Source organism: Stenotrophomonas sp. (assembly GCF_059505245.1).
Genome location: NZ_JCACKF010000026.1, coordinates 1 through 12,717, shown reverse-complemented (window position 1 = coordinate 12,717; position 12,717 = coordinate 1). Strand labels below are relative to the sequence as shown.

9 protein-coding genes and 1 pseudogene are annotated in these 12,717 nt (G+C 67.5%); 4 read left to right on the top strand and 6 right to left on the bottom strand.

The window, feature by feature from the left end; all coding sequences use genetic code 11:
• Positions 1-102: 102 nt before the first annotated feature.
• The 4 genes from AC5JLE_RS10905 to AC5JLE_RS10890 form a co-directional block, all read right to left on the bottom strand.
• Entirely contained in the window at positions 103-2,211 is a 2,109-nt protein-coding gene (locus AC5JLE_RS10905) for a phosphocholine-specific phospholipase C (protein ID WP_032957739.1), read from the bottom strand.
• An 8-nt stretch (positions 2,212-2,219) separates the two neighbouring features.
• A complete protein-coding gene (locus AC5JLE_RS10900; protein WP_414934644.1) occupies positions 2,220-4,598 on the bottom strand; it encodes a TonB-dependent receptor domain-containing protein in 2,379 nt (792 codons plus the stop codon).
• A 115-nt stretch (positions 4,599-4,713) separates the two neighbouring features.
• Entirely contained in the window at positions 4,714-5,640 is a 927-nt protein-coding gene (locus AC5JLE_RS10895) for a c-type cytochrome (RefSeq protein WP_053495081.1), read from the bottom strand.
• Positions 5,637-6,983 (bottom strand): c-type cytochrome, encoded by a 1,347-nt coding sequence (locus tag AC5JLE_RS10890; RefSeq protein ID WP_049407093.1) that lies wholly within the window; start codon positions 6,981-6,983, stop codon positions 5,637-5,639. The genes AC5JLE_RS10895 and AC5JLE_RS10890 overlap by 4 nt, the downstream gene beginning before the upstream one ends.
• Before the next feature lie 184 nt (positions 6,984-7,167).
• On the opposite strand from AC5JLE_RS10890, the gene AC5JLE_RS10885 reads away from it, so the two are divergent.
• Positions 7,168-8,286, top strand: a complete 1,119-nt coding sequence (locus tag AC5JLE_RS10885) for an alpha/beta fold hydrolase (RefSeq protein WP_241884380.1) — start codon at positions 7,168-7,170, stop codon at positions 8,284-8,286.
• A gap of 81 nt (positions 8,287-8,367) precedes the next feature.
• Here AC5JLE_RS10885 and AC5JLE_RS10880 read toward each other — a convergent pair whose 3' ends face one another.
• Complete coding sequence (locus AC5JLE_RS10880; RefSeq protein WP_032957729.1) at positions 8,368-9,507, bottom strand: MFS transporter; 1,140 nt, start codon at positions 9,505-9,507, stop codon at positions 8,368-8,370.
• 184 nt (positions 9,508-9,691) lie between these two features.
• On the opposite strand from AC5JLE_RS10880, the gene AC5JLE_RS10875 reads away from it, so the two are divergent.
• On the top strand, positions 9,692-10,387 hold the full coding sequence (locus AC5JLE_RS10875) for an alpha/beta hydrolase (protein WP_496065296.1): 696 nt from the start codon (positions 9,692-9,694) through the stop codon (positions 10,385-10,387).
• 24 nt (positions 10,388-10,411) lie between these two features.
• A pseudogene (locus AC5JLE_RS10870) lies at positions 10,412-10,654 on the top strand (TonB-dependent receptor domain-containing protein); the annotation flags it as partial.
• Between the two features lie 115 nt (positions 10,655-10,769).
• Here AC5JLE_RS10870 and AC5JLE_RS10865 read toward each other — a convergent pair.
• Positions 10,770-11,471 (bottom strand): pirin family protein, encoded by a 702-nt coding sequence (locus tag AC5JLE_RS10865; protein ID WP_014646736.1) that lies wholly within the window; start codon positions 11,469-11,471, stop codon positions 10,770-10,772.
• Between the two features lie 140 nt (positions 11,472-11,611).
• Here AC5JLE_RS10865 and AC5JLE_RS10860 point away from each other — a divergent pair, with 140 nt between their 5' ends.
• Positions 11,612-12,532, top strand: a complete 921-nt coding sequence (locus AC5JLE_RS10860) for a LysR family transcriptional regulator (protein WP_046429929.1) — start codon at positions 11,612-11,614, stop codon at positions 12,530-12,532.
• Positions 12,533-12,717 lie beyond the last annotated feature (185 nt).

Sequence of the window (12,717 nt, the reverse complement as noted above, 5' to 3'; positions counted from 1 at the left end):
CGGTCTGCGCTGTAGAGCCGAGCCCACGCTCGGCTGCTTCTTTCGGGGCAATGCGACCGGAGCGAAAGCAGCCGAGCATGGGCTCGGCTCTTTAGGGATTCTTCAATCGTGCTCGAACCGCAGCGGTTCGGTGCCCATCGCCGGGTCACTGGTGCCGGGGCGACCATCCTCGGCGCGGCCGGCCAAACGCAGCACACTCCCACCCGCGCTGATGCGCAGGTCATACCAGCCGGCGGTAGGCGTTGCATCCCACGCCAATGAAGTCTGCGCATGTGCGGGCAGCGCCAATGTCTGTTCGGGCATGTGTCCTGCATAGGCGCCGCCATGCACGCGCACCTGCTGCGCACTGTCACCCAGATTGCGCAGGTGCAGCCGCAGCTGGCCATCCGCGCGATCAATTGAAGCCTGCACGGCAGGAGCCTTGGCCGCACCCTGGAAGTGGCGGTGGAAGCCGTTCGGACCGAGCAGCCACAGGTCATAGCGGCCCTGGGCGTCCAGCGGCCAACGCTCGCGCAGCGGCATGCCCGGCAGCAGCGTGTAACGGCGCGGCACCGCCTCCAGCCGCAGCCGATCGTAGACATGCAGCACTGCCGCTGCGCCCTCGCAGGACAACGCCAGGTCAACGCCCGCGACGTCGACCGCAGCAATCGATGCCTGCGGTCGATAGGGAAGGGCACGCGCCGGGCGTACACCGCTTTCCTGTTTCGCTGGCTTCAGCCCCTCTGGCAGCGCGGGCACGGTGCGCCCCGGCAAAGCAGCGGCGCGTGCGGCCACCGCGCTCACGTCGGGCAGGCCGCGGACGAACGGGCGGGTATCGCGCTGGGCAAAGTCGAACGCAGTGCTGAGGTCGCCGCAGACCGCGCGGCGCCACGGCGAGATGTCCGGCGCGGACACACCAAAGCGGCGTTCGATCAGTCGAATGACCGAGGTGTGGTCGTACACCTGCGAATCGACCCAGCCACCGCGGCTCCAAGGCGAGATCACGTACAGCGGCACGCGCGGGCCCAGTCCATACGGGCGGCCGCGCAGTCCGGCGAAGTCGTACTTCTCATCTCCCGGTGCCGGGTGACGGTGGTACTCGCCTTCGGTGCTGACCGAGGACGCACCTGCCCAGCCACCGTCCACAGGCGAAGGCGGTGCCGGTGGTGGCATGTGGTCGAAGAAACCGTCGTTCTCGTCGAACATCAGCAGCAGGGCGGTGCGGCTCCACACCTGCGGATCGGCGGTCAGTGCATCCAGCACGCGCGCGGTATAGGCCGCGCCCTGGGCCGGGCTGGAGGGGCCGGGATGCTCGCTGCCGGCCGCGTCGGCGATGATGAAGCTGACCTGCGGCAGGCGTCCGTCGATGACGTCCTGGCGCAGCTGCGCCAGGCCACGCGTGCTGACCCCGCGTGCGCGCAGCTGCGGGTCATGCCCCGGCGCAGCGCGGTAGGCCTGGCGGAACGCCTCGAAGCCGGCCAGCGGGTTGTCGGTGAAGTTGTCGGCCATGTCCTGGTAGATCTGCCAGGATACCCCCGCCCTCTGCAGGCGTTCGACATAGCTGGCCCAGCGGTACGACGCAGGATGCCCGCCGTGCTCGGGGAAGTTGTCGTGCGAGTTGGCGATCACCGGGCCGCCGGCGCGGGCGGCAGCATCGTTGTGGCCGGTCCACAGGAACACCCGGTTCGGGTTGGTTCCGGCCTGCATCGCGCAGTGGTAGGCGTCGCAGATGGTGAAGGCATCGGCCAGGGCGAACTGGAAGGGCAGGTCGCTGCGCTGGAAGTAGCCCATCGAGTGGTTCTGCTTGGCTTTCGGCCATTGCCCCATGCGTCCGTGGTCCCAGGCCCGCTGTGCATCCGGCCAGGTGTGCGGCGTGCCTTCCACGCGCATGTAGCCGAAGTGCGCGGCGGTATCCAGCGGGAACGGCGCGATCGCGCGCTTGCCGCTGGCATCGGGCTGCAGCCACAGGCTGCGCGCGCGGGCGCCGGCCTGCAGTGCCTGCGCCGGAGCGACGAAGCGATCGCCGAAACCCCGCACACCCGGCAGCGTGCCGAAGTAGTGGTCGAACGAACGGTTCTCCTGCATGAACACCACGATGTGCTGCAGGTCTTCCAGGCTGCGGGTTTGCGCGGCGGGGGCGATCGCGGCGGCCCGGGCGATGCTGGGCAGCAGCGGGGAAAGGCCGGCGGCAACGCCGGCCTGCAACAACCGGCGTCGGCCGATATCGGTCACGGGCTCACTCACAGGTCCACACGGAAGGAGATGCCGACGGTGCGCGGAGCGCCGATGAAGGCGTTGTCGCGGCCGTCCACCCCCGCAAGATACCGCTTGTCGGTGAGGTTGCTCACCACCAGGTTGGCACCCATGCCCTTCAGGCGCGGCGACAGGCCCTGCAGGTCGAAGCCGATGTTCGCGTTGAACACGGTGGCCGAGGGCAGCTTGTTGACGTTGGCGGCGTCGAGGTAGCGGGTGCCCAGGTAACGGCCGGACAGGCCGAAGTTCCAGTTCTCGCCCTGCCAGTCCGCCGAGAGTACGAGGGTCTGTTCGGGTTGGCCGATCACCTTGGCGCCGTCGACGATGCCCAGCTGGGTATCACGCGCGGCATCACCGCTGCCCAGGTACTTGGAGCGGTTGTAGGTGTAGGCGGCGTTGAGACGCCAGCCGTTGTCCCAACCGTAACCGAACGCCGCTTCCAGGCCGTTGCTTTCCACGCCGCCGAAGTTCTCGTAGACGCCGTCGGTCTCGCCCAGGTAGTCGATGCCGCTGACGAAGCCGGCCGGCAGGTAGACGATGCGGTTGTCGAATTTGATGTTGTACAGCGTGACCGAGGCGGTCAGGGGCCAGCGGCTGATGCGCATGCCCACTTCAATGTTGTCAGCGGTCTCCGGCTCGACGTTGCGGAAGCGCTGCGGGTCGGTCTCGCCGAGCACGCCGGAAGGAATCGCGGCGAAGTTCTGCGAGAAGCCGGCGAACAGCTCCATGCCTTCCACGCCCGGCGCCCAGGTGAAGCCGGTGGACAGCAGCGGGTCGGACCTGGAGTCGGATGTGACGTGCTCGCTGGCACCGATCACGCGGCGGCGCGACTGGTCCACGAAGAACTGCTTCACGCCGAGGCGGGCGCTGAACGGGCCGAAGCGGGCCACGTCCTCGACGTAGTACATCTGCTCGTCAACCTTGTATTTGTCCTCGAACTGCACCCAGTACGGCTGGTGGTCGAAGGCGATGTCCTGGCCGACGTTGAGCAGGCGGTGCCAGTCGCGGCGCGCCGAGCGGTCCAGCTTCTCCACCCACAGGCCGCCGCGGATCGTGTTGTCGACTGCGCCGAAAGTCTGGCGCCATTCGACGTCGGCGGTAACGCCCATGCGGTCGTTGTCGTAGTGGGTGTGGCGATACGACTGCGCGCCCAGCACGTTGCCGGCGTAGCAGTTCGGATCGTACTCGGCGGTGAAGCCCAGGCGCGGGCTGCAGCTGGCCAGGCGCTGCGCGGCACTGCCATCGGGATTGACGAAGAAAATCTGGCCACGGTTGCTGCCGCCGTACACGGTCTTGCCACCGAGGTATTCCGACTCCGGGCGACCGGCTCCGTCATCGCTGACCTGCGCCAGATACGGTGGCAGCCAGTCGCCGCGGCCTTGCATGCGGTGCCCGTAGGCGGCCACCGAGGCCTTGAAGCCGTTGCCACCGTCGAAGGCCGCGCGCAGGTAGCCGAAGGTGTTCTCGCGCAGCGCACGCGAGCCGGAACGGTAGTTCTGGTCCAGGTAGGGAATGCCGGTGAGGGTACCGACCAGGTTGTCGCGATCCGGATTGGTCGCGAAGCCCTTCGGTGAGACGCTGGTGTACTCCGGCTCGTCCGCATCGTTGTAGGACAGGTAGCCGGTCAGGGTCCAGCGATCCAGTTCGGTGATGAACTTGCCGGCGATGTGGTCATTGCTGGTCCTGCCGCTGCCATCGATCCAGTCATGCACGCGCGCCGACGAGGCACTGACCCAGGCGCGGGTGTGGCCGCCGAGCAGGCCGGTGTCGTAGCGCACGTAGTACTTGCGTGCCTCGTTGTCACCGGCGCCGACCACGAAGCGCAGGCGGCTGTCCTGCAGCGGATCGCTGGTGAGGAAGTTGAGGGTGCCGCCCAGGGCCTCGTTCGAGCGCGAGGAGATATCGGCGGTGCCCTGGCTGACTTCCACCGTTTCCAGGTCGAGGGTGTCGATGTAGCGGTTGGCCAGCGAGCCGCCGCCGTAACCCGAGCCACCATTGGGCAGGCCGTCGATGGTGGTGCCGATCTGCTGGGTATCACGGTTGGTGACGAAGCCACGCATGCTGATCTGCGTGCCCCACACCGACGAGCCGGTGGCATCGGCCTCGCTGACCACCACGCCGGGCACTTCGTTGAGCGCGTCGTTGACGCTGCTCATCACGGTCTGCCGGTTCAGCGTTTCCGCACGCACGGAAGTCTTGGCATAGCTGGTGGCCTGACCGATCACCTGCACCTGGTCGAGGGTGCGGGCCTCACTGCTGCGCGCTTCAGCGGCATCGCCCTGCGGTGCTTCGGCCAGGGCGTCCAGTGCGGGAGCGATCAGCAGGGCAAGCAGCGAGACACGGGGAAAGCGCGCAGACGTTCGCATCGAGACCGGACCTTCAGAGCAGGGAAGCCCCGGAGTGTCGGCAGCGCCAATGACATCGGCATGACGTGGCGATGCAGGAATCGTGTTGTGCGACGGCCGGCACCCGCCGCCTGCTTCAGTACCGTGCGTCCTTGGGCTTCGGGTCACGCGGCCAGTCCTTGCCCTTGTTGGCGAAGTCCGGCCGCGGCTGGTTGATGAAATAGCCGGCGATGTCCACCGCATCCTGGTCCGGCATCACCTGCTGCCCCAGCGGCGGTGCGCGGGTCACTGCCGGTGGCATGTTGTGCTTGATGAAACCGGCCGCCTTGTACAGGCGCGCCATGCCGGCACCGATGTTGAAGCTGTGGTCGCCCCACAGCGGCGGGAAGGCGATGTCACCGCTGGCATCGCGTCGGCCTTCGCCGTTGTCGCCATGGCAGGCGGCGCACTGCACGGCATACAGCGCCTGGCCGCGGACCGGGTCCGGAGTCAGCGTGCTGTCGATGGGGCCCTCACTGGGCGCGGCCACTGTTGCACCCTCTGGCACCGGGCTGCTCAGCCACGCCATGTAGTCGAGCATCGCGCGCATCTGCGGTGCGTCCTTCGGCAGCGGCTTGCCGTTCATCGAGCGCTGCAGGCAGCCATTGATGCGCTCGGTCAGCCCGATCACCTTGCCCGGGCGCGGCATGTAACGCGGATAGGCACCGCCGCCGGTATTGAAGTAGTGGTTGCCGAACGGTCGCTTGCCCTCGGCCATGTGGCACGAATTGCAGTTCAGATCGTTGCCGACGTTGTCCGGAAGCAGGCGCGCGGTCTCGTTGAGGATGCGCCGGCCGAGCATTACCGATTCGGCATTGCCCAGGCCGGCGATCTCCTCGGCACTGGGCGCGTGGTAGTGGGCGACCACCTTGCCCTGTGCATCGAGGATATCGATCGTACTGGCTACGGCTGCATCCAGGCCCGGGTGCAGGTGACGATAGGCGAGGGTGCCCGCACCGGCCAGCAGCACCACGGTGATCGCACTACCGAGCAGCAGGCGGGAACGTTTGCGCGAACGCTTCATCGTGCGGACTCCTGCGGAACGTAGTGCACCGGCTTGTCACGCACCACCCGGCGCATGCGTGCCACCTCGACCTCGCTCACCGCGCTGGCCTGGTTGCCCCAGCTGCTGCGGATGAAGGTCAGGATCTGTGCCAGCTGCGCGTTCGGCAGCTGCTCGAAGCCGGGCATGGTGAAGGCCATGCGGTCGTGCGGGGTATGCGGCGTGCGACCCCCGATCAGGGTCACCTGCACCAGCGAACTGGGGTCGTCGGCGAACACGATCGAGTTGCCGGCCAGGGCCGGATAGACGCGTGGCATGCCGCGCCCGTCGGCACGGTGGCAGGCCTGGCAGTGCTCGGCATAGGCCAGCGAACCGGCCACGCGATAGTCGCCACTACGCAGCGCGGCGGTGGTGGTGTCGGTACCAGGCGACCACTGCGCACTGCGTCCCTCACGCGCCGGCAGCTGCTTCAGGTAGCGCGCCATGGCCAGCAGGTCAGCGTCGGACAGGTACTGCGTGCTGTGCTCGACCACGTCGGCCATGCCACCGAAGGCTGCCGATCGATCGGTGCGCCCGGTGCGCAGGAAGTCGACGATCTCGCCCTCGCTCCAGCTGGCCAGGCCGGTCGATTCATTGCGCAGGTTCTTCGCATACCAGCCTTCCAGCACCGAGCCGGACAGGAACTGGCGGCTGCCATCGTCGGCCATCGCCTTCTCCTGGAACGCCAGCCCACGTGGTGTATGACAGGCGCCGCAGTGGGCCAGGCCCTCAACCAGCTCAGCGCCACGCTGCTGGCCCACATCCAGCGACGGATCCGGGTTGAAGCTGCGCGGGCGCGCGAACAGCAGCTGCCACCATGCCAAAGGCCAGCGCATGTTGGCCGGCCATGGAATCGTGCTGTCGGCGTTGCTTTGCTTCACCGGCTTCACCGAGCCCATGAAATAGGCATACAGCGCCTTGATCTCGGCATCGCTGGCGATCACGTACGAGGCATACGGCATCGCCGGATACAGCGGCTGGCCGTCGTGGCGGATGCCGCGGCGGACCGCGCGTTCGAAATCGGCGTAGTCGTAGGCACCAATGCCGGAGTCCGGATCGGGGGTGATGTTGGTCGAATAGATCGTGCCCATCGGCGTCTGCATGCCCAGGCCACCGGCGAACGGCTTGCCGCCCGGCGCGGTGTGGCAGGCCGCGCAGTCGGCGGCACGTGACAGGTAGCGCCCCTGCGCGATCAGCGCCGGATCGTGGATGTCGACCTGCGCGGTCTGTCGCGGTGCGAACCAGTAGGGCGTGCTGCGGGCGATGCCGTAGGCGGCGGCCACCGTGGCGGCCAGGGCAATGGCGAGCTTGAACGAGATGCGCATGGCGGCATTGTGGGCACTCCCGGGCGCGCGTTCATTGATCCGGATCAATGACTGAACGGATACAGCTTTTACACCAAACTGAATCGTTCCTGCGTTGTCATCAAGCCGTCATCCGTGCGCGATAGATGGCCGGTCTATTGGGCGTTACCGTCCCAATCTGTCTGATTCACCCCTATGACGTGATATGAAGCGCCTGCTGCTGTTGTTGCTGGCGTGCGCCGGCCTGTGGCTGGCCGCATGCTCATCCTCGATCAACGCCTCGTCCACCTCACTCGCCGATCAGCTGATCGCGCCGGGCGGCGTGTCGACCCTGCTCGATCGTCCGCGCATCGCCGCGGCCATCGCCGAACTGCCCAACCGCCATGGCTTCGCGGCGGGCCGCGATGGCGTGCCGATCTTCTGGCGCGTATTCGATCCGGGCGACTACGGCGCGCGTTACCGCTACCTGCCGCAGCGCCACGAGAACGGCCTGCCGCTGGATACCGGCCTGAGCCTGGCCGTGCCGCAGCCGTTCCGCGCGCAGGCGCCGCGCGGCACCGTGGTGCTGCTGCATGGGTGGATGATGAACGGTGATTCGATGCTGCCATGGTCGCTGCAGCTGGCCGAATCCGGCTACCGCGTGGTCACGCTCGACCTGCGCAACCATGGCCAGTCCGGCACCGGCCCGTCCGGCTATGGCACCTATGAGTCGGATGACGTGGTCGATGTGATCGGCGAGCTGCGCGCGCGCGGCGAAGTGACCGGGCCCCTGTACCTGTTCGGTGTGTCCTATGGTGCGGCCACGGCGGTGTTCACCGCCGACAAGCTGGGTGACCAGGTCGAAGGCGTGGTGGCGATGGAATCGTTCGCCAATGCCGGCGTGGCGATCCGCACCATGATCCCGCACCTGATGGGGCTGCAGCCGGAAGGCCTGAAGGCGCAGGCGGTGGCTTCATACGCGCGCTGGCGCTACGGCGGCCAGGACATCAACCAGGTGATCGCCGCCGCCAGTCGCCGCATCGACGTCGATCTGGACCGCGTGGACGTCGCGCGTGCGTTGGCCGATACCCGCGCCTGCGTGCTGTTGCTGCACGGGCAGGGCGACCAGCACATTCCGGTCAGCCAGGGCCGCGAACTGGCCCAGGCCAACCCGCGCGCGCACTACATCGAAATGCGCGGCGAGGACCACATCACCCTGCCGCTGCGGCTGGACCTGCTGGCGGGCGTGGTCGATGACTGGATGGCGCGCGACGAGCACCATCCGCAGAGCGCGTGCCCGGCACCGCAGCTGCCGGCCCAGGCGGAGTGGCTGACGCGCAGCTGAGAAAAGGGGACGGAGGGGATTAAGTCGTTTCCAGGCCAGGTGTGCGGGAAACGACTTAATCCCCTCCGTCCCCTTTTTCTGTCAGGCCACGCGTCGTGCCAGTGCGCGGGCAGACGCCGCGACGCCGAGCAGCAGCGCGGCCACGCACAGGAAGGCGAAACCGAGGCTGGTGGCATGCGCCAGTGCGCCGATCGCTGCCGGACCGGCGAGGATACCGGCGTAACCCAGTGTGGTCACCGCGGTGATGGCGATGCTCTCCGGCATCACCCGCTGCTGGCCCGCCATCGAGAACAGCGCCGGCACGATGTTGGCGCAGCCCAGCCCGACCAGTACGTAGCCGGCCAACGCCACCGGGAACGAGGGCACCAGCGTGGCCAGGGTGAAGCCCGCCGCAGCGGTGATGCCGCCGATGACCAGCGTGCGGGTCCGGCCGAGGCGCTCGACGATGCCGTCGCCGAACAGGCGCATCGCGGTCATCGCCAGGGTGAACAACGCAAAGCCGGCCCCGGCCTGGTCGCGCGGTACCTGCCGCACTTCCGCCAGGAACACCGCACTCCAGTCCAGCATTGAGCCCTCGGCAAGGAACACCACGAAGGCCAGCACGCCGATGAACAGGACCACGCCGTGCGGCAGCGCCAATAGCGGGCCTTCGTGCAGGATCCGTTGCGGACGCCAGTGCGGTGCCGACAGCACGGCAACCAGCAGCAGCGCGGCCACCGAAAGCAGCGCGGCCAGCCACAGCGGCGTGCCGAGGATCAGCAGCCCGGTCATGCAGCCGGCGCCGACGAACCCACCGATGCTGTAGAAGGCGTGGAAGCCGGACATCATCGCGCGTCCGGCGTCGCGCTCGACCGCCACGGCCTGCATGTTCATCGCGCAATCCAATGCACCGACGCCGGCGCCGAACACGAACAGCGCTGCGCCCAGCGCCACGGGCGAGGGTGCCAGCACCAGCAAGGGCAGGGCGCCCAGCATCATCGCGCAGGTGATCACCATCACCCGACGGCATCCCAGCCGTCCGGTCAGCGCACCTGCCAGTGGCATCGCCAGCAGCGAGCCGAGCCCGAGGCACAGCAGCACGGCGCCGAGGCTGGCGTCGGACAGCCCGGCCTTGGCCTTGGCGTAGGGGACCATCGGTGCCCACGCGGCGGTGGCGAATCCGGGAATGAAGAAGGCGGCGCGGGTGGCGTGCTGCTGGGCACGTGGGGATGAAGGCGTCATGCGTGATGCGAAGCTCCGGGAGAGCTCCATGAAATCGTTATCAGGCCAGGTCGGCAAGTGCCATGCATGACATCAAACGACGCATACGATTGCAGTGACCCGATTGCGTCACCAGCGATTAACGCCACGCACGGACAGTGGCTGCACAGTCGGCATTCCGCCGGCCGCTGCCGGAGACCTGTACATGAGCACGAGACCGACCATCCTCCTTGTCCATGGATTCTGGGGCGGGGCCGCACATTGGGCCAAGGTGATCCTGGAACTGCATCGCAACGGCCACGACCGCGTGCAGGCGGTGGAACTGCCGCTTACCTCGCTGGCCGACGACGCAGGACGCACCCGGAAAATGATCCGGCAGATCGACGGGCCGGTGCTGTTGGTCGGCCACTCCTACGGCGGCGCGGTGATCAGCCAGGCCGGTAGCGAGCCCAACGTGAAGGGCCTGGTCTACATCGCTGCCTTCGCGCCTGATGCCGGCGAGAGCCCCGGTGGCATCACCCAGCAGCACCTGCCGGAGGCAGCGCCGAACCTGGCACCCGACAGCGATGGCTACCTGTGGCTGCGTGCGGACAGGTTCCATGAGAGCTTCTGCCAGGACCTGAGCGCCGACGAGGGCCGGGTGATGGCGGTGACCCAGAAGGCGCCGTTGGCGAGCACCTTCGGTGATGCGGTCAGCGATCCGGCCTGGAAGCACAAGCCGAGCTGGTACCAGCTGTCCCGCCAGGACCGCATGATCGCGCCGGACAACCAGAAGGCCATGGCCACGCGCATCCAGCCCAAGCGATTGCTGGAGCTGGATGCCAGCCATGCCTCGCTGGCCTCGCAGCCGAAGGAAGTGACCGCGCTGATCCTGGAGGCCTGCGCCGCCATCGGCGGCTGAGCCCGCGCGGCGCGTCGCACCGCACGACAGGATTCCACCTTCGGCGAGATCACCAACCCGGCCACGCAGGCCAAGGTGGTACATCGCACCCAACCGTATTGGTTGCTGGATGCGATGGCGCGTTATGAATTCAGTGATCGCCTGTCGGCCACGCTCAACGTCAACAACCTGCTGGACAAGCGCTACTACACGATCTTCAGCTGGTACAGCACCTACACCTGGGGTGAGCCGCGCAATGTGCGGCTGGCGATGACGTACAGGTTCTGACGCGGGTCCTGTAGAGCCGAGCCCGCGCTCGGCTGGCTGTCACACCGCAGCCGAGCGTGGGCTCGGCTCTACGGAAATGCGCCCGCGATGCTTTGCGGCATCGCGGGCGTTGTGGTTACAGCGGCAGGTCGAACACCAGCACTTCGGCGTCGTTGCCGTTTTCCAGGGTCAGCTGCGCTTCGTCGCTGACCTGCAGTGCATCACCGGCTTCCAGGGTGATGCCATTGACCTGCAGCTGGCCTCGGGCAACCTGCACATAGGCACCACGGCCATTGCCGAGCGCGTGGTGCAGCTTCTGGCCGCCATCGAGGATGGTGGCGAAGATGCGGGCATCCTGGTGGATGCGCAGCGAACCGTCGGCGCCGTCCGGCGAAGCGATCAGGCGCAGCTGGCCGCGCTTGGTCTCCGGGGCGAAGTGGGTCTCCTCGTAGGACGGCGTGATGTTCTCGCGGTCCGGGAAGATCCAGATCTGCAGGAAGTGCACGGTCTCGTCGGCCGAGTGGTTGAATTCGCTGTGGCTGACACCACTGCCGGCACTCATGCGCTGCACGTCGCCGTAGCGCAGCACCGAGCCGGTGCCCATCGAGTCCTTGTGCTCCAGCGCGCCGCCCAGCACATAGGAAACGATCTCCATGTTGCTGTGGCTATGGGTGCCGAAGCCCTGGCCGCCGATCACCTTGTCTTCGTTGATCACCCGCAGCGGGCCGAAGCTGACGTAGCGGGGGTCGTAGTAGTTGGCGAAGGAGAAGGTATGGCGCGAGGACAGCCAGCCATGCTCGGCCAGGCCACGGGTAGCGCTCTTGCGGATCTGCAGCATGATGGAATCTCCTTGTTCGATGGTTTCGATGGGGCGGGGTGAGGCGGTAGTTGCCGTGTTTCCCCGTTGGAGAGAAGTATCCGCTTGCGCCCGGGGTTTGAAAAACGGATAGTTTTGACGGCCATCATCGAAAAATTCGAATGCTCAAGCTCAGCCTCGATGCCCTGCAGATCCTGGATGCCATCGACCGCCGCGGCTCCTTTGCCGGCGCCGGCAAGGCCCTGCACAAGGTGCCCTCGACCATTTCCTACACCGTGGCCAAGCTGGAGGAGGACCTGGGCGTGCAGCTGTTCGACCGGGTCGGCCCGCGTGCCGAACCGACCGAGGCCGGACGCGCCCTGCTGGACGAGGGGCGCCATCTCCTGCGTGCGGCCCGCGAGCTGGAGCTGCGGGTGCGCCGGGTGGCGTCGGGCTGGGAGACCGAACTGACCCTGGCGGTGGACTCGGTGTTCCCGACCTGGCTGCTGGGCCCGGACATCGCCGCGTTTCGTGAGGCGGAGGCGCCGACCCGGCTGCGGCTGATCGGCGAGGCCCTGTCCGGCACCTGGGAGGCCCTGCTGGACCGGCGCGCCGACCTGCTGGTCGGGGCGCCGGGCGAGGGGCCCAGTGGCGGTGGTTACGTGGTCGAGCCGCTGGGCACGGTGGAGTTCGTGTTCGCGGTCGCGCCGGATCATCCGTTGGCCAAGGTGCCGGGCGTGCTCGGTCGCGAGCAGCTGGTCGAGCACTGCGCGATCGCCGTTTCTGATTCGGCGCGGCGGTTGCTGCCGCGCACGGTGGGCCTGTTGATGGGGCAGGAGATGCTGACCGTGCCTGACATGGCCAGCAAACTGAAGCTGCAATGCGAAGGTGTGGGCTTCGGCTTCCTGCCCGAGCCGTGCGCGCGCGCTGCAGTGGCGCGTGGCCAGCTGGTGATCCGCGAGGTGGAGGAACACAAGCCGGAGGAAACGTTCTGGCTGGCCTGGCGCACCGGCGAGGACGGCGCGGCACTGCGGTGGTGGCGCGAGCGCCTGCGCAGGCCGGAGCTGCTGTCGCAGTGGTGGCAGGCAATGGCCAAGGGGTAGGGGTTTGGCAGGGCTGCGCCCTGCACCCGCTACGATCCAGGGCAACAGCAACAGCAACAGCAACAGCAACAGCAACAGCGTGCATTCCGTGAGATGGCGGGGTGGGTCCGGCTGCGGGAGACGCCGTAAACCCTTCCATGGGGGCTTGGCCGCGGCATCCATGCCGCGGACACCCCCGCAACCGG